At 68.2% G+C, this 21,618-nt stretch carries 17 protein-coding genes; 9 read left to right on the top strand and 8 right to left on the bottom strand.

What is annotated here, in order from left to right:
- Positions 1-37: 37 nt before the first annotated feature.
- Complete coding sequence (locus tag IPK71_00570; protein ID MBK8212214.1) at positions 38-3,034, top strand: hypothetical protein; 2,997 nt, start codon at positions 38-40, stop codon at positions 3,032-3,034.
- A 4-nt stretch (positions 3,035-3,038) separates the two neighbouring features.
- Here IPK71_00570 and IPK71_00565 read toward each other — a convergent pair whose 3' ends face one another.
- Both IPK71_00565 and IPK71_00560 read right to left on the bottom strand, forming a co-directional pair.
- Positions 3,039-3,509 (bottom strand): hypothetical protein, encoded by a 471-nt coding sequence (locus IPK71_00565; protein MBK8212213.1) that lies wholly within the window; start codon positions 3,507-3,509, stop codon positions 3,039-3,041.
- A 17-nt stretch (positions 3,510-3,526) separates the two neighbouring features.
- Positions 3,527-4,462: a DUF4349 domain-containing protein gene (locus tag IPK71_00560; GenBank protein ID MBK8212212.1), complete on the bottom strand. Its 936-nt coding sequence runs from the start codon at positions 4,460-4,462 to the stop codon at positions 3,527-3,529.
- A gap of 783 nt (positions 4,463-5,245) precedes the next feature.
- Between IPK71_00560 and IPK71_00555 the strand changes: the two genes are divergently transcribed.
- From IPK71_00555 to IPK71_00535, 5 genes are all read left to right on the top strand, one after another.
- Positions 5,246-6,031: a hypothetical protein gene (locus IPK71_00555; GenBank protein MBK8212211.1), complete on the top strand. Its 786-nt coding sequence runs from the start codon at positions 5,246-5,248 to the stop codon at positions 6,029-6,031.
- Positions 6,025-6,510, top strand: a complete 486-nt coding sequence (locus IPK71_00550) for a hypothetical protein (GenBank protein ID MBK8212210.1) — start codon at positions 6,025-6,027, stop codon at positions 6,508-6,510. Before IPK71_00555 ends, IPK71_00550 begins: the two co-directional genes overlap by 7 nt.
- A gap of 161 nt (positions 6,511-6,671) precedes the next feature.
- Positions 6,672-6,941: a hypothetical protein gene (locus tag IPK71_00545; protein ID MBK8212209.1), complete on the top strand. Its 270-nt coding sequence runs from the start codon at positions 6,672-6,674 to the stop codon at positions 6,939-6,941.
- 190 nt (positions 6,942-7,131) lie between these two features.
- Positions 7,132-7,452 carry a hypothetical protein gene (locus IPK71_00540; protein ID MBK8212208.1) on the top strand — a complete coding sequence of 107 codons (321 nt, stop codon included), beginning with the start codon at positions 7,132-7,134 and terminating at the stop codon, positions 7,450-7,452.
- A gap of 8 nt (positions 7,453-7,460) precedes the next feature.
- Positions 7,461-7,883: a hypothetical protein gene (locus IPK71_00535; protein MBK8212207.1), complete on the top strand. Its 423-nt coding sequence runs from the start codon at positions 7,461-7,463 to the stop codon at positions 7,881-7,883.
- A gap of 95 nt (positions 7,884-7,978) precedes the next feature.
- Here the strand turns inward: IPK71_00535 and IPK71_00530 are convergent, their stop codons facing one another.
- From IPK71_00530 to IPK71_00515, 4 genes are all read right to left on the bottom strand, one after another.
- A complete protein-coding gene (locus tag IPK71_00530; GenBank protein ID MBK8212206.1) occupies positions 7,979-9,685 on the bottom strand; it encodes a hypothetical protein in 1,707 nt (568 codons plus the stop codon).
- Positions 9,682-10,242, bottom strand: a complete 561-nt coding sequence (locus tag IPK71_00525) for a hypothetical protein (protein ID MBK8212205.1) — start codon at positions 10,240-10,242, stop codon at positions 9,682-9,684. Before IPK71_00525 ends, IPK71_00530 begins: the two co-directional genes overlap by 4 nt.
- A 139-nt stretch (positions 10,243-10,381) precedes the next feature.
- On the bottom strand, positions 10,382-11,671 hold the full coding sequence (locus IPK71_00520) for a L,D-transpeptidase (GenBank protein MBK8212204.1): 1,290 nt from the start codon (positions 11,669-11,671) through the stop codon (positions 10,382-10,384).
- Positions 11,668-13,545: a GAF domain-containing protein gene (locus IPK71_00515; GenBank protein MBK8212203.1), complete on the bottom strand. Its 1,878-nt coding sequence runs from the start codon at positions 13,543-13,545 to the stop codon at positions 11,668-11,670. Before IPK71_00515 ends, IPK71_00520 begins: the two co-directional genes overlap by 4 nt.
- A 408-nt stretch (positions 13,546-13,953) precedes the next feature.
- Between IPK71_00515 and IPK71_00510 the strand changes: the two genes are divergently transcribed.
- On the top strand, positions 13,954-14,673 hold the full coding sequence (locus IPK71_00510) for a polyprenol monophosphomannose synthase (GenBank protein MBK8212202.1): 720 nt from the start codon (positions 13,954-13,956) through the stop codon (positions 14,671-14,673).
- 485 nt (positions 14,674-15,158) lie between these two features.
- On the opposite strand, the gene IPK71_00505 is transcribed toward IPK71_00510, so the two are convergent.
- Positions 15,159-18,290, bottom strand: a complete 3,132-nt coding sequence (locus IPK71_00505; GenBank protein ID MBK8212201.1) for an efflux RND transporter permease subunit — start codon at positions 18,288-18,290, stop codon at positions 15,159-15,161.
- A gap of 2 nt (positions 18,291-18,292) precedes the next feature.
- Complete coding sequence (locus IPK71_00500) at positions 18,293-19,414, bottom strand: efflux RND transporter periplasmic adaptor subunit (GenBank protein MBK8212200.1); 1,122 nt, start codon at positions 19,412-19,414, stop codon at positions 18,293-18,295.
- Positions 19,415-19,526: 112 nt separating this feature from the next.
- Between IPK71_00500 and IPK71_00495 the strand changes: the two genes are divergently transcribed.
- Positions 19,527-20,198: a response regulator transcription factor gene (locus IPK71_00495; GenBank protein MBK8212199.1), complete on the top strand. Its 672-nt coding sequence runs from the start codon at positions 19,527-19,529 to the stop codon at positions 20,196-20,198.
- A complete protein-coding gene (locus tag IPK71_00490; GenBank protein ID MBK8212198.1) occupies positions 20,195-21,517 on the top strand; it encodes a HAMP domain-containing histidine kinase in 1,323 nt (440 codons plus the stop codon). Before IPK71_00495 ends, IPK71_00490 begins: the two co-directional genes overlap by 4 nt.
- The last annotated feature ends 101 nt before the right edge of the window (positions 21,518-21,618 follow it).

Raw genomic sequence — 21,618 nt, 5'->3', positions numbered from 1 at the left:
ACGTGCGCGTGGGCGCGCTTGACGGTACCGTTCACGGGTGACCTCTCGCTCCCACCGCCTCGCCGTCCCTCGGTCTCTGCTCTGTGGTCTCGTCGTCGCCTCGGCCGCGTGCGGCGACGACCCCGCGGTGGTCGCGCCGATCTTCCCGAAGACCGAGCTCCCGAAAGGCGAGATCTGCGAGCCCGACAACTCGGCCGCGCTACGCATCCGGTTCGATCCTCCGACGCTCGTCGTCTCCCCGGGTGCCTCTCGCCCCGTGCGGGTGGTCGTCGATCCGGACCTGTGCGAGCCGCACGCGATCTCTCTCGTCGCCGCGTCCTCCGCCGTGTCGGCCACGAGCGAGGTGAAGGTCGATCTCCGCCACCCGAGCGCGACGTTCGAGGTCTCGGCGAAGAGCCTCGGCAAGACGACGATCACGGCGCGCATCGTGCGCAAAGATCCGAACGACCCCGAGCGAACCGAGGTGGCCGAGGCGACGCTCCCGATCGACGTGCGCGACGCGGCGGTGCCCACGTGCTCGGCGGGCGAGGGGCGTGGACAGGCCACCTTGTCGGGCGAGGCCGTGCGCGTCACCGGCACGGGGCCGCTCGCCACGGCCTCCGTCGCGACCACCAAAGAGGCCTTCGTTCGCACCGACGAGCTCGGCCTGAAGCCGTTCGGGGCCTCGGTCACCTGCGCGCAGAACGGTGATTTCGCTGCGAATTCCGGCTTCGTGGCGCTCGGGCCGGCCGTCTCCTTCGAGGGTAGCGCCCCGTACACCTCCCTCGGCCCGCTCCGCCGCGAGATCGACGTCACCTTGCCCGTGAACCCCGCGGCCATGCCAAGGCTCGCGCGCCTTCGCCACGTCGAGGTGCTCTATTCCGGCCCGCGCGCGAAGAAGCCGCGTGTGGTCCCGGTGGCGAGCCCGCGCATCGTGCCCGACGGCCAAGGGGGCTATCTGCTCGCCTTCTCGACGCCGTGGCTCGGCTCGTACCAAGCCGTCGTTCGAAAGGGCGCGGGAGAGGGCGTGCGGCGCCGCAAGCTCACGCACAGGGCCGTGCTCGGCTTCTCGATGGGCGGAGGCGGCGCGGCGAGCTTCGGGATGCGCCACCACGACAAGCTCGACGCGATAGCCCCTTTGGGGGGCGTGTCCGACTACACGTGGCTCACCTGGTTCGTCGAGACGTACGTGAGCGGCGGCTTCTGCCCTGCGTCGAACCCCGGCTGCGCCAAGGTGCCGCCGAACCTCTACCCCATCGCCGAGCCCTTCGCGCACACGATGGACTACAACCACTTTTGGTACGAAGAGGGCAGCGGCAACGGCGGCTCGTTCCCGCGAGATTCGTACGTGAAGATCTTCAACGATCTCTCGCTCGCTTTCGGCAGCCTCGCGAGCGAAAACCAGGACAAATCCCTCCTTCATCTCGTCGCCGGGCCCAAGAAAGACGACCCCTGGGTCAAAGGCAATCTCTCCGAGATCCCCAATCTGCCGCCCGGCCTCGATTGTTCGTTCACCGTGTCGAGCGTGAGCGACGCGACCGACGTGGAGCGCCAACGCAAGATCGAGCAGGCCTGCCAAGCCTTCCGCTGCGATCCGAAGAACCAGTGGAAGGCCAAGACCGGGTACTTCGACGACGAGTACAACCCGGACGGCTCGAAGCCCGTCATCACCTTCTGCGATGGTGGGCAGCGCGGCCAGAGCCCGTACAAAAACACCTTCACCGACGCCCCCGAGGATCGCAAACAGCCCGTCAATTTCGCCGTCGCGGTCGACTTGAACGACAACGGCATCCGCGACGAGAACGAGCCCATCATCCGCTCGGGCCACGAGCCCTGGGACGACTGCGGGCAAGACGGCCTCTGCGACAAGGACGAGCCCGGCTACGACCCGCTCACGAACCCCGACCCGAACCAGGACGACTACGACTACACGCTCTCCCCCGACGGCACCGAGGGCAATCACCACTACGAGCTCGGCGAGAAATTCCGGGACGACGGCCTCGACGGCGTACCCAACACGAAATCGCGCCATATCGCCGGCGATCCGGGCGAGGGCGATGGCGTGTACTCCGAAGCGTCGGGCCTGTCGTACATGCGCTCGTTCGACGCCCACTCCATCGTCTCGCGCTGGGCCACCAACGTGCCTGGCGGCCCCCTCACGGACGACGCCCTCCGGCGCCTCGACGTGGTGACGGACGGCGGAGTGCGTGACCTCTTCAACTTCGCGTCGGTCGCGAACCACTTCGCGGGGGCGGTGTCGTCCCGCCGCGACGCCACGGGCAAACCGCTCAAGTCCGTTGCATTCTACAGCGGCTACGAGATGCTCCCCGGGCAGGACCCTTCCCGCCCGAAGGACTTCGCCCCGTCCGACCTGCTCTGGGCCGACATGGCCGACGTGCCCAACGTGAGGTACGGCACGGTGGACGCCACGCCCGACGCCATCAAGCTCGGCGACGGGATGCACGTGGGCACGCCCGCGCAGCTCTTGAACCGCCTGCTCTTCGGCTTCTACTACGTGGCGCACGCCTGGCCCGACGCCGACCGCACACGCAGCGAGGTGACCACGGCGAACCCCATGACAGACGCCGGCGGGAGCTCCTTCCCCGTGGATTGCCTCGTGCTCGGCCGCTGCCAGACGTTCTTCACCGGCCCCAAGACGAAACGCACGGGCCCGCTCGCCATCACCCTCCCGCCCGGGTACGCCAACGCCGACAACCGCGCGCGCGACGTGCGCTATCCGGTCGTCTACGTGCTCCACGGGTATGGCCAAGATCCCCGCGATCTCGAGGCCGTGGCCCTCGTGACGAACAACTTCATGAACGACGGCACACGCGCGTCGGAGAACAGGCTCCCGAAGTTCATCGTGGTGTACGTCGACGGACGCTGCCGCTCGAACCCGACCACGGGCAAACCCGAGTGCATCCAGGGCTCGTTCTACGTCGACGCGCAGCGCGAGGGCGGCCCCCAGTTCGATTCGTGGTTCGACGAGGTCATCGACTACGTCGACCAGAACTTCCGCACCATGCGCCCCTCCGAGGTCGAAGTGCCCGAGTGAGCGCTCAGTCGACGCGGAGCGTGGCGATCGAGCGCTCGACGGTAGCCTCGGCAGCGCCGAAGTGCTCACTGTCGCCCGCGGCCTCGACGAGCACCACGCGGTCGTCCTTGAGGAACACCGTGACCCAGTAGCGGTGCTCGCGCCCACGCCGCTCGACCGCGTAGCGGAGCTGGCGCCCCTTGAGGCCGCGGGCGGTCGTCACCTCTTTGTCGGCCTGTTTGGTGTATCCTGCACGCGTCAGCTTGAGGTCGATGCTCTCGCTCCAGAAGTCGGTGTTCCCGCGGAGGTCGTTCTTCTCGGTGCGGGTGGCGAGCACGACGCCTTTGGCGGAGAGGGAGCGGTAGGCGAACGTGTCATCGTGGGGGACGGTGGCGAAGCCCGACGGGGTGTCGAGCTTGGCGACGCTCGCGCAGCCTTGGAGGGCCGAGAGCGCGGCGGTGACGGTGACGGCGAGGGCAAAGAGGGAGTTTTTCATGGCGAGCTCCGAGGCGTTCAGGGCTTGGGGATCGAGAGCACGGGGTCGACGCCGAGGCGCTCGAGCCACGGGACGGGCAGGTTCGGCACCTCGGACGGGGGGATGACCTTGGGTGGCGGAGGAGGCGGAGTGACCACGACGAGCGGCTGCTCTTTTGGCTTTTCGCGGAGGGCGACCGAGATTTGGGAAAAACTCGCGCGGTTTCGGAGGAAGCCTACGCGCCCCTCGATGACGTCGATCTCTTGGGCGACGCGCTCGAGCTCACGGCCCACGGTGAGGGCCTCGTTGACGTTCTGCGCGCGGGAGAGGAAGTCTTGGAGGCGCTTCTGCGTCGCTTTCAGGTTCGAGAGGCGCACCTCGAGATCGTGCACCTGCTCGGTGACGTCGTCGGCCTTCACGGAGCGCGCGGTCACGGGGGCGACCTTCTCGATGCCCTTGAGCGCCGCGCGGAATTGGGCAGAAGGTACACGGATGTCGACGCCGTCGTCGCGGCGCCCCATGAGCCCACCGCCGAGCGACTCGGCGACGTCGATGATGGCGTCGATGCTCTCGGGCATTTTGCCGTTCTCGGTGAGCATCGCGAGCTGGCCGGTGTAGACGACGAGGGAGGCCGCGCGACCGTCTGCCTGGGGAGCCTCTTTGCCCTTCTTGGAAGACGCATCGGGCGCGGGGGCGGCGGCGTTCGCCTTGGTGGCGCCTGGCGCGTGGGGCGAAGGGGCCTGGGCGGGAGCGGGCTGGCCCGCCATCGGGGCGGAGGGAGCCATAGCGCCTCCCGGAGCAGCCTCGACCGAGGGAGAGGCAGGGGCGGGCGGGGAGGCCGGGGAGGCCATCGCGGCGGACGGCATCATGGGCTCTCGCGCCGACGCGCCACACGCGACCGAGCTCGCGGCGAGGGCGACGAGGAGCGCCGAGAGGAGCGGAGAAGAGCGACCGTAGGTTCGTCGGCGTGTCATGCCCGAAGAACGCGCCGGCCACCCGGGCCTTACAGGGGCCCGTGAGCTTTCTTCCGAGGGTCTAGAAAAGCATCCCTTGCGATGCCTGGAAGGACGTGTCGGACGGGGCGAAAGGCGGCGCGAGCGAGAGACGCGAGCATGGGCGCAGAGGCTCGTCGCCGCCAGAAGCGCGCCCCTCCGAGCACGCCCGTCGCTCGAGCCCGCCCGCGGGGCCAGTGCCCACGGGCCACTCCTCGAGGGCCGCGAGAAATCGACACGCCGTGAAGAAATCGCGCAACGAACGCCAAGAGCCCGCCGACCCATCTCCCGTGCGACAGGCGCCGTTCGGGCCCCAGCCCTATCGGCTCTTCACCTCGGCCTGGTCGGGTTTGCCATGGCGGCCCCAATGAGCGACTGTCGTACATTCTTCTTGCTTGAACGGGTTCGTCGTGGCAGAAAGAGTCGCGTGAGGGGTCGCCGTGCGGCAAACACGGTCTCTCGCGTGAGGTGGGAAAGCATACACCCTCGATGCGTGGTTCTCTCGTGGCCCTGACGGGGCTCATGTTCGTGGTTTTTTCTTCGTCTGCGTGCTCCAGTTTCTCGGAGCCCGAGCGCTCTGGGCTCTCGGAGCAGGGGCTCGAATCGTCGGAACCGACGATCGATCCCGGGATCAGCGTGGAGATTCCCTTCTCCGAGCAGGTTCATCTCTTGCGCAAGGAGGGCGATTCGTCGGGCTCTCCCTGAGCGAAGGTCGAGAGGCCCGAGCCCGGTGTCATCGTGTTCGACGGGACCGAAGGCCACCCCTTGCTCGACGTCGCCGACACGGGCGCGAGCTTCGGAAATTCCGACGATATCGTGGCCTATCTGGTGGAGCACTTCAACGCCCGCAAGGTGGAAGAGGCCGACGGGCGAGTGGGCTTCGCGCTCACGATCGTCACGGTGGGCGAGGTGGGCTACGCCAAGAACGTGACGCTCGAATCGATGGACTTCGTGAAGGTATCGAATCCCGTCCTTGCCTTGCTCGGGGGCAAAGAGGGGGTCATTCACCTCCAAGATCGGCCGCCCATCCCGGTGCAGTTCAGCTACGGCGCGAATTGCGTGCTCGGAGAGCTTCACCAGGAGATGACACTTCCGTTCCGGCAGTGCAGCGGGTTCATGCCGCAGGTGCTCCCCGTTCCGGGGTTCTCGATGATCTTCGGCGCACAATCGGTTACGTCGGTGACCCCTCCGCCAGCGCCTCCCAATACGCGAGTCGTTGCAGGTTGCGCTGGGGCGCCAGGGGGAGGTGTGTGCATGCCAACCGTCGTGGAGGTGCCAGCGGTATCTTCTTCGGTCGTGACGGCGCCGCGCCTTTCCCTCATGGCTCGCGCAAAGGGCGAAAGATCTGCCATCGAAGGCTCTTCACCGGCCTGGCCTGCATATGAAACCCGGCTGAACACCCTCGTGGGGACCTACGAGCACTTTGGTCAGGTCGTTGGTTCTTGCGGGCGTCATGGGATCGAAGGTATGCGCGAGAAGTTCGATACGATTTCGTTCCCAGCGGTTTTTGGGCGTTCGGCAGCTAAGCTGTGTTTGCATCCAGAATGGTAAAGTCTCGTCCAAAAGCGGTGGGGCTGCTCGTTTTTGGCGGGCTCCTCACCTTCGTGCTCACGGCCTGCTCGAGCTACCGCTCGGGTGGGCCGGCGGCGTGGGTGTGCCTCACGATTCGGATCGACTATGGCGGCGCGGACGTGTTCGACGACATGACTGTGGCGAAGATGATCGACCTTGCGACCGGGCAGGTGCTCTACGCGAGCCAAGCCGTGGCGCTCTCCTACGACCACGATGGCGCGCGCGGGATCTACCAGGATTTTCGCGCCTGCCTCCCGATGGCCTCGACCGGGACGAAGAAGCTCATCGCGTTTTACCGGCCGGGCATGACGGAGGTTCGGCCCGAGTGCGAAGGCGTCGGTGATCTGTACTCGAACCGCTGCATGCCGGGTCCGGGGGACATCGTCGCCGAGACCTTGGTCGACATCGAAGACGGGGCCGACCTGTTCGTGACCATGAAGATGGGAGAGTCGGAGTGAAGCGCGGGTTGCTGGGGCTGGTGCTCTCTTTGGCCGTAGTGGTCGGAGCGTGCGGGGGGGACGATGCCCCCATCGATCGCACGTGCTTCGTGCCTGGCATAGCGTATCCGGGGTCGGAGCCTGGGCTCGTGATGATGACCTTCTACAACCGAGGAGGTCGTATGGTGTATCGGCTTTATGCCGAGCGGTACCTGGTCGACGCGCGCTCCACGGCGACGATCGACGCGTGTTTCGATTTCCCGTTCTGGGAGGTCACGCGCGTGCGGGCGTGGATCACGGTGGGAGAGACGGAGTACTCGCCGAAGTGCTTCGGGCCGGAGTCGTCGGCGGAGGCGTGTGTGCCTCGGCCGACGGACCCCCAAGGGGAGATCTCCGTGAGCCTCAAACCACGGGAAGCGAACCGCATCTTGGTTCCGCTGCGAAAGCCCTAAGGTGGTGGAGACCTGTCCCGGAGGGCGCATATGGGCCAAGAGGTGGTTTCGAGCGCGCACCTTCTCGCTCGCGGCCCTCTCGCTCGTTCTCACGGCCTGCTCGAGCTACCGCTCGGGTGGGCCGGCGGAGCATGTCTGCCTCACCATTCGTATCGACTATGCCGGAGCGGACGTTTTTGACGAAATCACTGTGGCGAAGTTGATTGACCCGCCGACCGGCGTGGTGATCTCGGGAGGGTTGGGGTCGGCCGCTACGTTCAACAAGAACCCGTCTCGTGGGTTGGTTTTTCTTACCCGCGAGTGCTTCTCGGTGTCTTCGACCGGGACGAAGAAGCTCATCGCATTCTATCGGCCTGGGGTGACGGAGCCTTGGCCGGAGTGCTCGGGCAGCGCCAACGTGTCGTCGAACCGGTGCATGCCCGCACCTGGGGACATCGTGGCGGAGACGTACGTGGATATCGAGGAGGGAAGTGACCTCGTGGTGACCATGAAGATGGGAGAGTCGGAGTAAGGCGCGGGGTGTGGGCGCTCGTGGTCTTTTTGGGCGCCGTGCTCGGGGCCTGCGGAGGGGACGACTCGCCGATCGGTCGGACATGTTACGTGCCCGGAATCTCGTACGCGGGAGAAGAGCGGGGGCTCGTGTACGTGCTCTTTTACGCCCGCGACGGTCGCAACGTGTACCGCGCGATCGGAGATCGGGCCGTGCTCGACGACGGGGCGCCGTACCACGTGGATGCCTGCTTCGACTTCCCCTTCTGGGAGGTGACGCGTGTGCGGGCGTGGATCGCCGTCGGGGAGACGGAGTACTCTCCGAAGTGCTTCGGGCCGGAGTCGTCGACGGAGGCGTGTGTGCCTCGGCCGACAGACCCTCAAGGGGAGATCGCGGTGAGCCTCAAGCCACGGGAAGCGAACCGCATCTTGGTTCCGCTGCGGAAGCCGTAGGGGAGCGCTTTTCGGAAGCACTGCCGGCGGTGCCTCGAAGCACCTCCGGTGGTGCTTCGGGCCCGGCCCGTGGGACCTCTTCCGACCCGCGAAGGTTAGAGGCGCGTCGCGCCGCGGCGCCAGTCGAGGAAGGCGTGGCCCCCCCAGACGAGGACGCCCACGACGAGGAAGAGCGCGCCGAGGAGCTTCTCTTCGCCGCGCAGGAGGTAGGCCCCGCCGAACGTGAGCGCGGCCACGTAGAGCCCCGAGAACACGCGGCGTCCGAGGCGCTCGGTGGCGAGGGCGAGGGGCGGGTCGGGCGCGCGGACGGCGAGGCGACCCAGGCGGAGGTCGTCGAGCACCTCGCGGAGCTGCAGGGGCATGTCGTAGCCCGCGCGCGAGAGCTGCTCGACGCCCCGCATGAGGTCGTTGCCGATGCGCTGGGGCGAGTAGCGCTTCATCAAGAGCTCGGTGAAGAAGGGCGTGGCCTCGCCGAAGATGTCGAGGTCCGGGTCGAGCTCTTTGCCGATGCCGTCGAGGGTCATCAGCGTCTTCCCGATCATCATGAAATCGGGCGGGATCTCGATGCCGTACTTCATGGCGCCCTGCACGAGGTCGCGCAGCATGGCGCCGAGGTCGATCTCTTTGAGGGGCTTTCCGAGGTACTTCTCGGCGAGGATGGCCACCTCGGCGCGGTACTCGCGCATGTCGACTTTGCGGGTAGGCCTGCCGATGGCGTAGAGCGCGTCGGCCACGCCGTAGGCGTCGTTCCGGACGGCCGCCATGAGGAGATCGACCGTGCGGTCGCGGAGCTCGGGCGAGAGCCTGCCCACCATGCCCACGTCGATCAGGCCGACGACCGGGTCCTCTTTGGTGCCGAGGATGATGATGTTGCCAGGGTGCGGATCGGCGTGGAAAAAGCCGTGATCGAACGCCTGCCGGATAATGATGCCGACGGACTTCTTGGCGATGAGCTTGCCGTCGTACCCCTCTTTGATGGCTTGGTTCAGCTTCTTGCCGTCGAAGAACTCGAGGGTGAGCACCTGCTTCGACGTGGCCTCGCGGTAGGCCTTGGGGAAGCGGATGTTCGGGTCGCCGGCGAAGTTCTGGGCGAACCGGTCGCAGTTCTCGGCCTCGATGAGGTAGTTGAGCTCGGCCGTGATCGACCGGTCGAACTGCTGCACGAGGCCCACGGGCGAGTAGAGCTTCGACTCGGGGATCGTCGCCTCGACGGTGGCCGCCATGATGTGGAGCAACTCGACGTCACGGAGGACGAGGTTGCCCACGTTCGGCCGCTGCACCTTCACCACGACCTCGACGTCGCCGTCGGCCGTGGCGAGGCAGGCCCTATGCACCTGGCCGATGGAGGCCGTGGCGAGCGGCTTCTCGTCGAACCGCTTGTAGATCTTGTCGAGGGGCTTGCCGAACGACGTCTCGACGACTTTCTTGATCTCGTCGAACGGGACCGGGGGGACGTCGTCTTGGAGCTTCTTCAGCTCAAGGATGATGTCGGGCGGGAGGACGTCGGTGCGCGTCGACGCGATCTGCCCGAGCTTGATGAAACAAGGGCCGAGATCCTGCAACACGAGTCGCAGGCGCTCGGCCGTGGCTGCGCGCTTCTTCTCTGCTTCGCCTTGGGCGAGGGCGTCGTCGGCGATATCGAGCTCGCTGGGGGGCTCGACCGACTCACCCTCGGCCTTTGGCTTTCGTGCCCGGCCGAACCCGGCGCGAGCGACGATTTCTCCGAATCCGTGTCGGACGAGTACCGTGGAAATTTCACGGAGTCTCGCGAGATCGCGGACCGCGGAGACGACGGAGATCAACCGCCGCCGCCCGCATCACCCGCGTCGGACGTGGGGATCACGCCGCCGTCGCCCGGGCAGAGCTTCTTGATGCACTGGTAGATGAACGAGCCGCCGTCGGCGTTGGCGCCGCAGATGCACTCGTCGATCTTCTGCGTGCCGTCGGCGCACTTCGGGCCGAGGAACTTGCAGATCTGACCCGTGGCCGCGCAGGCCTTGCCCTCGCTCGCGGCGACGGAGGCGAGGCACGCGGGCGGGTTCGGGTTGATGAAGGGCTTGCACTCGGGCGTCGTGCCCTTGTTGACCGTGTCCTCGCCGTACTTGCAGGCGAACGACTTGCCGTCGCAGAAGCAGCGGACCTGCTGGTCGAAGCCACCCGGGCACTGGAGGGGGTAGTCGCACGAGACGGTCGAGTCGAAGCAGCTCGCGCCGGGGGCGATCGAGAGCGTGTTGGGGCACGCCTGGACCGGGGTGGGGGCGGGGGCCGGGGTCGGGTCGTCGGAGCAGGCCACGACGAGCGTGAGCGGAAGGCCGACGACGGCGGCTACGACCAAGTTACCAAGCTTCGACACGCGCATCTCGGACTCCTTCGCCCATCGCTACCGCGCGATGGCAGCTCGGGGCGACGCACCCCGAGTGCGCGGCTTCATAGTCCGAATTTTCGCGGGAGACAACGTTCGTAGAAAACGTAAAGGCCTCGTTAGGTTACGCTATGCGTCAGCGCACCCGTACGGCCGTGCCACGCTCGATCGCGGTCGGAAAAACAGCCGACCAGCCCCGGGGCAGGTGTGGACCCGTGAAGGCGAAGAGGCGCTCGGCGTCGAGGGGGGACAGGTTCACGCACCCGTGGCTGTGCACGTACCCGAACCGCTGGTGCCAGAAGGCCGCGTGGAGGGCGATGCCCTTGTCGAAGAACTGCACCCAGGGCACGTCCTCGAGGGAGTAGTGGTGCTCGACGTCGTCCCGTTCGAGGTTGTCCATCTTGCTCGCGAGGAGCTTCACCCAGATGCGGTGCACCCCGAGGTGGGTGCCGAGCTCGGACTTGGGTGGCCCCTTGCCGGTGCTCACGAGCGTCGCAAAAATAGGGGTTTTTCCCTCGTAGGCGACGAGCGTCTGCGTGGCGAGCTCGACGTCGATCCAGCGCTCTTGGGCCCCTTCGCCGCCCACTTCGGCCGGCGGTGGGGCGAGCGTCGGCCGGGCGAGATCGGCGAGCCGCATCCACTCTTCGGGGGAGGCGCCCTCGGCGCTCGTGCGGGCGAAGGCTCCCGCGACCTTGCTCACGTGCACGACCTCGAACCGGACGCGCGCGCCGCTCGGCTTTTGGCCGGCCTTCGGCGCCGCGAACGTGCTCGCCTTGTCGGGCAGGACCCAGCCGAGATCCATGGGGGCCCCGGGCGCGAGCGCCTCGCCGTGGAAGCCCGACGTGCGCGCGGCGACCAGGTCTTTCAAGGGGATGAGGAAGCCCGACCGCGTAAGCCCGAAGCGCTCTCCGTTCCGGCCCTCGCGCTCGCCCACCACCGCGACGCCGAAGCCTTGTTCGAGGTCGGTGTCGGCCGACTCTTCTTCGGCGCGGGCGAGCGACGTGTACCCGCGGGCACCGTCGCGTCCCGCGAAAAAATAGCGAAAGGGCAGGCCCGTGGCGTTCTTGGGGGGTGCCGGCCGAAGGGGAGGCTCGTCGGACAGCTCGGCGACGTCGGAGCAAATCCACGCGAGCGGGCCCACCGAGAGCCACCGCCCCGAGCAGCCCGGGCCGCGCTTCGTGCCGAAGAAGGGCAGGCGCGCGTGGCCCATGACGCTGCCACGCCGCGCGTCGAGCTTGCCCGGGACGGCGTAGAGCGCGCTCTCGTTCTTGCGCGGGATGACCGAGCGCATGCCCTCGGCCAGCGGGACCTCGCCCTCGTCGGTCCAGGGAGGCGCGCCTTCGTCGGCTCGCGACGTGGCCGCGACGCAGGTGAGGGCTCCTGCGAGCCCGAGCACCCCCACGAACGAACGTGCGCCGAGCCTCACGGGGCGCCCTCGCCCTGCGGAAGCGTGAAGCGGAACGTCGCCCCGGTGCCGCTCGGGCTCGCGACGACCTCGATCGTGCCCCCGTGCTCTTCGGCGATCTTCTTGGTGATGGCGAGGCCGAGGCCGGTGCCGCCCTTCTTTCCGCTCGTGACGAACGACTGGAAGAGCCGGTGCCGGATCTCCTTGGGGATGCCGGGGCCCGTGTCGGAGAAGGTCATCACGAGCGGGCCCTGGCCCTCGCGCTCGACGCGGATGACGAACGTGCCTCCACCCTGGGCGGCCATCGCCTCGGCCGCGTTTCGCGCCAAATTGTGCACCACGCGCGTGACCTTGCCCTCGTCGAAGCGGGCCGTGCCCTTGTAGGCGAGCTCGAGCCGCAGCTCGACCCCGGCGCGCGCGAGGGTGCCCTCGACCTGGCGGCAGAGGTCCTCGAAGAAAGGTTGAACGTACACCTTTCGCACGAACATGCTCCGCTCGCCGCGCGCGAACTCGAGCACCTCGCGCTGCATGGCCGCGATGAGCCCGAACTGCTTGTGGGCGAGCTCCCCGAGCTCTTCGCGTTGGGGGCGATCGTCGGCTTGGACCATGAGCTGGAGGTAGCCCGAGAGCACGCCGAGCGGCGTCTTGAGGTCGTGCATGACACCCGACAAAAGGCGGCCGATCGTCGTGAGGCGCTCCTCGCGCTCCTTGCCCTCGCGGTGCATCTGGAGCCGAATCGACGTGGACGCGTTGGCCGCGAAGAGGAGGAGCAGCGTTCGGTCCTCCTCGGTGAAGCCTGCGCCGTCCTTGCCGAAGAGCGCGAGGGCGCCGAGGGGCTCTTCGGTCTCGCCCTCGATGGGGACCGCGAGCACGCAGGGCTCTCCGTCGCCCACGAGCTCGAGCGTGCCCGAGTCGAAGCGCACGTCGGAGCGCGCGTCGTTCGTGAGCACGATCTCGCCGGTCTTGACCACGTCGGACAAGAAGCCGTCGCCCCGGGTCCACGGCACGTGGCGCGTCTTTCGGGCGTTCGCGGGCAAGAGGTAGAGCTGCATCTCGTCGGTCGGGCCGTGACGGAGCGCGATGGCGCCGGCTCGGGCCTTGGCGGTCTTCACGGCCTCTTTGAGCACCGACGCGAAGAGCTCCTCGAGCGAGGAGACCTGCCCCATCGCGCGCTCGAGATCGAACAGGATGCGAAGATCCCGCACGCGGTTCTCGAGCTGCTCTTTCGCGTGCAAAAGCTCGGCGTTTTTGGCCGCGAGCGAGCGGAGCAGCATCGCGTTCTCGATGGCGATGCCGGCCGACGTGGCGAGCGCCGACAAGAGCTCGGCGTCCTCCTTGGTGAACACGCCGGTGCGCTTGTTGAGGACCTGCACGACGCCGTTGGTCTTGCCCTCGGTGTCCCGCATGGGCACGGCCAAGATGGTGCGCGTGCGGTAGCCGGAGGTGAGGTCCCACCCGGGGTTGAAGCGAGGGTCCTCGTAGGCGTCGGTCACGACGATGGGCTCGCCCGTGCGCGCGACCTCGCCCGCGATGCCCTCGCCCACGGCGAGGTGGATCTGGCGCACCGACCCGCCCTGCATGACGCGGCTCACGAGCTGGTTTTTCCGCCGATCGAGCACGTAGAGCGTGGCCCGGTCGGCCTCGAGGGTGGACATGGCGCGCGAGAGCACCACGTCCAAGAGCACGTCGAGGTCGTGGCTCTGACCGAGGGCCTGGCCCACGTCGACGAACGCGGTCGCGACCCTACGGCTCCGCTCGAGGTCCTTCGCGATCGAGGCGATGTCGAACTCGCCGCTCGAGGTGCGGTCGTCTTTTCGGCGGCGTGGGCTCGCAGGCGCGCTCACGTCCCGCGAGGAGCTCGCAGGAGGCGGAGGAGGCGGCCGTGTCGACTTCAAGCCCACAGCCCATCGTACAGGCAAAACCCCTGGCCTAGCAGCCCGTTGATTTTTCGGACCGAGGCCGTTCGACGTCCGCGCCCGACCCGCCGAGGAGCGATCCGAGGAGCGCGCGGAGCCTACTCTTGTAGGTGAGCACGACCCTTGGAAGTCCCCGACGGGGGACGCACCGCAGGATCGCAACGAAGGCGGTCGGGATGCGGCGGCGAGCGGCCGACGACCCTTGGAAGTCCCCGACGGGGGACGGGAGAAAATCAACGGGCTGCTAACCCCCAGATTTGGGCCTCGCTTGTCGAGGAGACGAGCCGCGAACGGGGCCCCGTCGAGCGAAAAAAGCGCCCCGGGGCACCTCTCGCGAGGGATTCGCCCACGCGGGGCCCCGAGTTTGCTAAGACCGAGGGGCGCCCGATGGCCCGAACGCTCGTCGTCACGCCCACTTACAACGAACGCGACAACCTCGAGCGCTTCGTCACGCAGGTGCGGTCCGCGCTGCCCGAGGCTCACGTCCTCGTCGTCGACGACGCATCTCCGGACGGCACCGGCGCCATCGCCGACGCCATCGCCGAGCGCGATCCGAACGTGCGGGTCATCCACCGCAAGGGCAAGCTCGGCCTCGGCACGGCCTACGTCGAGGCCTTCAAAAAGGGCCTCTCCGAGGGGTTCGAGCGCTTCTTCGAGATGGACGCCGATCTCTCCCACGACCCACGCTACCTCGCGGCGTTCGTCGCCGAGCTCGATCGCGGCGCCGACGTGGTCATCGGCTCACGCAACGTGCCGGGCGGCGGCGTCGAAGGGTGGGGCCTCGGCCGGCACTTTCTCTCGAAGGGCGGCTCGCTCTACTCGCGCACCATCTTGGGCCTCACCGTGAAAGACCTCACGAGCGGCTACAAGGCCTTCTCGCGGCGCGCCCTCGAGGCCATCGACCTCTCCGCGGTGCGCTCGAACGGCTACTCGTTCCAGATCGAGCTCACCTACCGCGCGATCTTGAAGGGCATGCGCGTCCGCGAGGTGCCCATCGTCTTCGTGGACCGCAAGGTGGGCCACTCCAAGATGAGCCGCAAGGTGTTCGTCGAGGCCGTCGGCATGGTGTGGAAGCTCCGCGCCGAGGCCATGCTGGGGCGGCTGTAGGGGAGAAGGTGCCCCCCCTCTGCAGGTGCTCGGCGATGGACCGGGTGCCGTGAAGGAGAGAAGGTGCCCCCCCTCGCAGGTGCTCGGCCTTCGGCCTGCGCGCCTGCGGTGCCCCCCCAAATCGCGGGCTCCGCCCGCTCAGGGGGGGACCCCAAGCGGCGTCGAGGGTGGGCGCTAAGTGCGCGAAACCATGTGGGAGATCCGACCGACGTTGGCGCCAAGTGCGCGAAACCTGGTGCGGGGTCAGGTTCGGCGGCGGGTGAGCTCTGCCGCCAACGTGACGGCTCCGAGCCCGAGCACCACGACCCCCAGCGGCGGAAGGCTTGCCGATTCAGCATGGGACGCCAGGAGGTGCACGGCTTGGCCCACGACCAGGAACCACGCCAGCACGAACGCCGCGGGGACCGGTCGGGGTTCTCGCCGGCCCGCCCGCCTCGGCACGGCGCTCGTTCGGTACGGGCCCGCCCCCCGCCTCGGAGGTGCCCTCATGGCGTGGCCTCGAGGGTTTGGTGCCCGGTGTCGGTCTCGTCGCGCCCGTCGGTTGGCTCGGCCACCGGCTCGCCCTTGTAGGCCACGAAGAGGAGGCCCGGCAGCACGAGCAGCGTGAGCCCGGTGCTCAGGAAGATGCCCACGATGACGACCGTGGCGAGCGGGCGCTGCACCTCGGACCCCGCGCTCGTCGACAGCGCCATCGGCAAGAACCCGAGCCCCGCGACCGCCGCCGTCGTGAGCACGGCGCGGATCGAGTGGGCGGCCCCGCGCGCGACCGCCTCTTCGAGCGCGAGCCCCTTCTTGCGCTCTTGTTCGATCGCCGTCGCGATGACCACGCCGTTCAACACCGAGACGCCGCCGAGCGCGATGAAACCGACCGCCGCCGGGAGGCTGAACGGCATCCCACGGCCTAGCAGCCCCAACATGCCTCCCGTGGCCGCGAGCGGGACGAGGAGGAACACCGCCGTCGCCGGCCGGATGCTCTTGAACATCAAGAAGAGCATTCCGAAGATGACCGCGACCACGGCCGGCACCACCAAAGCGAGGCGCTTCGACGCTCGCTCGAAGTTCTCGAACTGCCCACCCCACTCCAGGCGATACCCCGTGGGCAACTTGGCTTTCTCTCCCACTTTTCGTTTCGCCTCTTCTACCCACGAGACGAGGTCGCGACCGCGCAGGTTCACGTCGACGCGAATGAGGCGCTCGCGGTTCAGTCGCTTCACCACGGACGGGCCGTCGCCCTCTTCGAACGTGACGACCTCGCGCATGGGCACGGCCTCGCCGCGCTCGGTCTCGACGAAGAGCTCCGAGAGCGCTTCGGCGTTCGGGCGCGACGGAGGCACGACGACGCGAAGGTCGAACTTTCGCTCGTTCTCGTACACGTCGCCCACGCGGAGCCCCTCGCGCGAGGCCGCGAGCACGGCGAACGCGTCGGCCACCTTGACGCCGTACCTGGCCATCTTCGCGCGATCGGCCGTAGCCGTGATCATGGGCCCGCCGAGGATTCGCTCGATCTTGAGGTCGGCCGTGCCATGGATTCCGCGCACGATGTCGCCGATCTGGTTCGAGAGGGGGACGAGCGTGTCGAGATCTTTGCCCACGATCTTGATCGAGACGTCGGCGCGTGAGCCCGCGATGAGTTGGTTCGTGAGATCTTCGATGGGCTGCGACACGGACACGAACGTGGACGGGACCTCGGTCTCGATGTGGTCCTTGAGGAGCCCGCTGAGCTCCTCGAGGCTCGACGCGTTCTGCCACTCCTTCATCGGCTTGAGAGGTACGAGGATGTCGGTGTTGTTGTTTCCGACGGCGTCGAGCGCCATCTCGGCGCGCCCGCTCTGTCCGAGTGCCTTCTTGGCCTCGGGGTAGGAGAGCACGATCTTCTCGACCATGAGATCGAGGCGCTTCGCCTCCTCGAGCGAGATGCTCGGCGGGCGCTGGAGCGCGAGCACGCAGTCGCCCTCGAAGATGCGCGGCACGAACTCCGCGCCCGCACGCGAGAAGACGAAGCCGACCACCACGAGCGCGGCGGAGGTCACGGCGCCAATGACCACGCGCTTCCGAATCGCGCCGACGACCATGCGCTCGTACGCGTGCGCGATCGCCTCGAGCCACTTGGGGCCGTGCCCCTTCGCGGGCGGCACGAAGAGCGTCGCCAGCGCCGGGAAGAAGACCACCGAGTAGACGAGCGCCCCGAAAAGCGCGCACGCCATCGTGATGGCCATCGGGCGGAACATCTTCCCCTCGACGCCTTCGAGCGTCAAAAGCGGGATGTACACGAGCATGATGATCGCCACCGCGAACGCCACGGGCTTTACCACGAGCTTGCTCACGTCCTCGTAGGCTCGCGCCCTCGCGAGGCCCATGAGCTCTTTGCCGGCCGTCGCGGCGATGATCCCTTCCAAGATGACGATCGGGCCGTCGACCAAGAAGCCGAAGTCGATCGCCCCGAGGCTCATGAGGTCGCCGGTGACCCCGAAGAGGTGCATCCCGAAGAGGGCGATCGCCATCGACGCCGGGATCCCGAGGGCCACGACGACGGCGCCCCGCACCGTGCCAAGCATGATGGCGAGGACCACCGTGACGATGAGCAGGCCCTCGACGAGGTTCGTGCCCACCGTCTTGAGCGTGCGCCCGACGAGGTCCGAGCGGTCGTAGATGACCTCGATCCGCACGCCGGGAGGTAGGTCGTTCTCGATCTCGGCGACCCTCTCTTTTACCGCCATCACGACGTCGCGGCTGTTTCCGCCGGCGAGCATCATGACGAGCCCGGACACGGCCTCGCGCTCGCCGTCCAAGGTGACGACGCCGTAGCGGAGCGCCGAGCCGATGCGCACCTCGCCCAGGTGTTTGACCAGCACGGCCGGCCCGTCTCTTGTGGTGCGCACGACCACGTCGCCGATGTCGGCCTCGTTCTTGACGAGACCGCTGCCACGGATCGTGTAGGACTCGCCGGCGCGCTCGACATAGCCACCGCCCACGCTCACGCTCGCCGCCGAGAGCGCCGAGGTCACGTCGGTGAGCGTGAGGGAGCGGGCCCGGAGCTTCTGGGGGTCGACCACCACCTGGTATTGCTTGAGCTCGCCGCCGAAGGGGTTCACGTCGACGACGCCGGCGACGCTCCGCAGGCGTGGGCCTATTTCCCAGTCGAGCAGCGTGCGGAGCTGCATCGCCGAGTGGCGATCGGAGCGCACCACGAACTTGAAGATGGTGCCGAGCCCGGTGGACGGAGGCGCGAGCTCGGACGTGGAGGCTTGCGGGGGCAGCTCCCCTTCGACCTGCCGGAGCCGCTCGAGCACGAGCTGGCGCGCCCACCAGAGATCGGTCCCGTCTTTGAAGATGACGGTGACCGACGAGAGCCCGAAGCGCGACACGGAGCGCATCTCGACGCTCTTGGGGATGCCGTTCAGCGCCTTCTCGATGGGGACCGTGACGGTGCGCTCGACCTGGACGGGGGAGAGCCCCCCACATTTCGTCAGAATGTCGACCTGCACGCTCGAGACGTCCGGGAGGGCGTCGATGGGCAGGTTGCGCGCGGCCACGACTCCGAGGACGAGCACCACGACGAGGAGCGCGGCCATCACCTTGCGAAAGCGGATGGAAAGGGCGACGAGCTTTTCGAGCATGGCTACCGGTAGAGCTCGCTCTTCAGCGCGAAGACGCCCTTGGTCGCCACCGCTTGGCCATCCGTTAGCCCCTCGAGCACCTCGAGGCGGGTGCCGTCGGTCCTCCCGACCTTCACGGGCGCGACCCGCACTTTCGTGTCCCCCTCGGTTACGAAGACCGTGGATTTTCCGTCGACGTAGACCACGGCTTCTTGGGGGACGAGCAGCACGGGTTTGCCCGTGGCCTGGGTCGCGATGAGCGACACGACCGACTGTCCGGGCCGGAGGTGGTAGGGCGGATCGTCGACCGTGATGCGGACATCGGTGCTGCGTGTGGTCGCGTCGATCACCTCGCCCACATGGGCGACCTTGCCGGCGATGCGCACGTCCGGCTCGGCGGCGGGCGAGACCGTGACGTCGTCGCCCACGCGGAGGGACGGGAGGTCCTTCTCGAAGACCGAGAGCTCCACCCAGAGGTGGCGGATGTCGGCCACCTTGAACGACGTGTTGGTCGCATCGACGGACTGCCCCGGAGAGAGGTGCCCGGTGACCACGTGGCCGGCGATCGGAGAGCGTACGACGAAGATCCCGAAGCCACCGGCGCCCCCGCCGTACGCGCGCACGCGCTGGTTCGCCGCCGTCAACGCGGCTTTGCGGGTCACGAGCTCGGTCTCGGCGACCTCGGCCTCGCGGGCCGTCGTGAGGCTGCGACCGAGCAGATCCCGCTCTCGCTTCGCGTTGATGTCGGCGGCGTAGAGCGCGGCTTCGGCTTGGAGCACCCCGGACTGGGCCTCGCCGAGCTCGGCGCTCTCGATCTCGGCAAGCGCGTCCCCGGCTTTGACCTCGTCGCCCTCGACCTTGAACGTGCGGCGGACGGTGCCTCGCACGCGTGTGCCGACGACGGCGACGTGGCTCGGGTTGAGGGACACCGTCCCCGTGAGCCGTAACGTCGGGCGAAGGTCGGCGCGCGTCACGGGCGACATCGTGAGGCCCGCGCGCTCGCGGAACGCCTGAGAGAACACGATGAGCTCACCCTCGACGTGTGGCACGTCGCGCTCGATCCCGTGCGCGTCTTTGTGGGTTTGGCAGGCGGTGAGGAGCGTCGCGAGCGCGACGACGAGACCACCCAAGACTCGGAGTCTCATGGCGACCTTCGTAGCCATGTCGCGCGGGGCGGGGAGGCCTATTTCTCGAAAGGTTACCGTCCGGTAACGAACCTTGCCCTAGCCCCTTCACGAGGTCCCCGAGGCGTGTAACGTGACTCTCGTGCAGGTGCTCCTGGTCGAGGATGACGCTCGCCTCGGGCCCCTCGTGAAGCGCGCGCTCGAGACCGACGGTCACACGGTGGTGCTCGCGAGGAGCGCGGCCGAGGCGCTCGGGGTCGACGTGTCCGAGGTCGAGGTCGCGGTCATCGACTGGATGCTGCCCGACGGCGACGGGCTCACCGTGGCCTCCGTGCTCGGCTCGCGAGGGTTTCATGCGCCGGTTCTGGTGCTCACGGCGCGCTCCGAGACGAGAGAGCGGGTGCACGCGCTCGACACGGTCGCCGACGACTACCTCACGAAACCGTTCTCGATGGACGAGCTGCTCGCGCGCGTTCGGGCCCTCGGGCGACGAGGAAGGAGGCCCGAGGTGGTGTCGGCCGGGGATCTCCAGATCGACGTCGTTCGGCGTACGGCCTTCGTCTCGGGGGTGCTGTTGCCTCCGCTCACGGCGAAAGAGCTCAGCTTGCTCCTCTATTTCGCGCGTCGCCCCGATACGATCGTCACGCGCGAAGAGCTCGTCGGCGCCGTGTGGGATGGCGAGGTCGGCCCGTCCAACCTCGTGCAAGTGGCCGTCTCCCGCCTCCGCGACAAGCTCGGTCCGCACGCTCGTCTCCTCGAGACGGTGCGCGGCGAGGGCTACCGCCTTCGGACGAGCGCGCCGTGACGTTCCGCACGAGAACCGCGCTCGCCGTCCTCGCGCTCACCGCAGGCACCATGGGCGGCGCGTTTTTCCTCGTGTGGAGCACCTTCGTAGCGTCGCAGCGGCGCCAGCTCGACGCGGCCCTGCTCGAGGTGGCCGAGCGTGAGGCGACCGAGGCAAGAAACGGCGCCCTCGGCCTCACCGACGCCCCCGGCCCATCCGCCAACGCGGTCGGCCCGCTGCCGAAATACGGTGTGATCTACGGGGATTCCGGAGAGGTGCTCTCGACGACCGAGAACTTCCGCTCGGTACCGAAGCTCTCGCCTCACATGGTGCGCGCCCCGTTCGACTTCGAGCACGACGGCCACCCGATGCGTGGTGTGACCCTCGAGGTCTCCGCTTCGGGCCCCGCGCGGACGCTCCTCCTCGCGACCACGCGCGACGATCTCGAGGACGACGGTCGCATCTTGGCCCAGGGCATGGCGCTCGCGTGGCTCGTCGGGTGCGTGTGGGCCGCGGGCGTGGCCTTCGGGGTCGCCTCTCGACTCACGCGTCGGCACGCCGAGGTGGTCCGTGTCGCGCGTTCGGTGGCGAGCGGTGACACGTCCGCGCGCGTCCGGTTCGACGCGGAGGACGACGACCTTCGCCAGCTCGGAGGCGACCTCAACGCCATGATCGAGCGCCTCGTCGGGCTCGTCGCGGCGCGCGACCTTTTCGTGAGCCACGCGGCGCACGAGCTCCGGACCCCGCTCGCCGCGCTCCGCCTCGAGATCGAGCTCGCGGCGCGCACGGCGCGCACGGTCGAGGAGTACGAGGTCGCGCTCTCGGGGGCGCTCGGCTCGGTCGAGAGGCTCGCTCGTCTCTCCGACGACTTGCTCGCCCTCGCGCGTGAGCCCGAGACGACGACCTGCGACGTGCTCCACGCCGTCGAGGACGCGATCCGCGACGTGCGCGCCATCGCCGCACTGAAAGAGGTGGCGATCGCCCTCGACGGCCGCGCCGCCGAGGTGCGCGGCTCGCTCGGAGACGTGTCGCGGGTCTTCCGGAACGTCCTCGAGAACGCGGTGCGGCACTCACCGAACGGGGCGACCGTCAAGGTGCGTGTCTGCGCCGAGGGCGAAGGGCCCGTCGAGGTCCACTTCGACGACGAGGGAGCCGGAGTCGCCCCCGAGGACGTGCGCCGTATCTTCGAGCCGTTCGTGCGTGGCCCGGGCGGAGTCGTCGGCGATGGCGCGGGGCTCGGCCTCGCGATCTCGCAGCGGCTCGCGCAGCGCTTCGGGGGCGACGTCCGCGCCGAGGCCGACGGCCACGGCCGCTTCGTGGTCACCTTGGGGCGCGGGTAGCAGAAGAGAGATAAGCAGGGGTAAGCAGGGGTAAGCAGGGGTGCCCCCACCCGCGGGTGCTCGGCCTATCGGCCTCCGCGCCCGCGACCTCCCCCAAACTT

Source organism: Myxococcales bacterium, from assembly GCA_016712525.1.
Taxonomy (GTDB): Bacteria; Myxococcota_A; Polyangia; order Polyangiales; family Polyangiaceae; genus JAAFHV01.
Note: the sequence above shows the minus strand (reverse complement) of the source record. Positions and strands in the feature narration are given on the sequence as shown.

Excerpts from the sequence above, each read along its gene's own strand:
- IPK71_00565 (MBK8212213.1), bottom strand. The coding sequence starts at position 3,509 with ATGAAAAACTCCCTCTTTGCCCTCGCCGTCACCGTCACCGCCGCGCTC.
- IPK71_00560 (MBK8212212.1), bottom strand. The coding sequence starts at position 4,462 with ATGACACGCCGACGAACCTACGGTCGCTCTTCTCCGCTCCTCTCGGCG.
- IPK71_00550 (MBK8212210.1), top strand. The coding sequence starts at position 6,025 with ATGGTAAAGTCTCGTCCAAAAGCGGTGGGGCTGCTCGTTTTTGGCGGG.
- IPK71_00545 (MBK8212209.1), top strand. The coding sequence starts at position 6,672 with ATGGTGTATCGGCTTTATGCCGAGCGGTACCTGGTCGACGCGCGCTCC.
- IPK71_00525 (MBK8212205.1), bottom strand. The coding sequence starts at position 10,242 with ATGCGCGTGTCGAAGCTTGGTAACTTGGTCGTAGCCGCCGTCGTCGGC.
- IPK71_00510 (MBK8212202.1), top strand. The coding sequence starts at position 13,954 with ATGGCCCGAACGCTCGTCGTCACGCCCACTTACAACGAACGCGACAAC.
- IPK71_00505 (MBK8212201.1), bottom strand. The coding sequence starts at position 18,290 with ATGCTCGAAAAGCTCGTCGCCCTTTCCATCCGCTTTCGCAAGGTGATG.
- IPK71_00500 (MBK8212200.1), bottom strand. The coding sequence starts at position 19,414 with ATGAGACTCCGAGTCTTGGGTGGTCTCGTCGTCGCGCTCGCGACGCTC.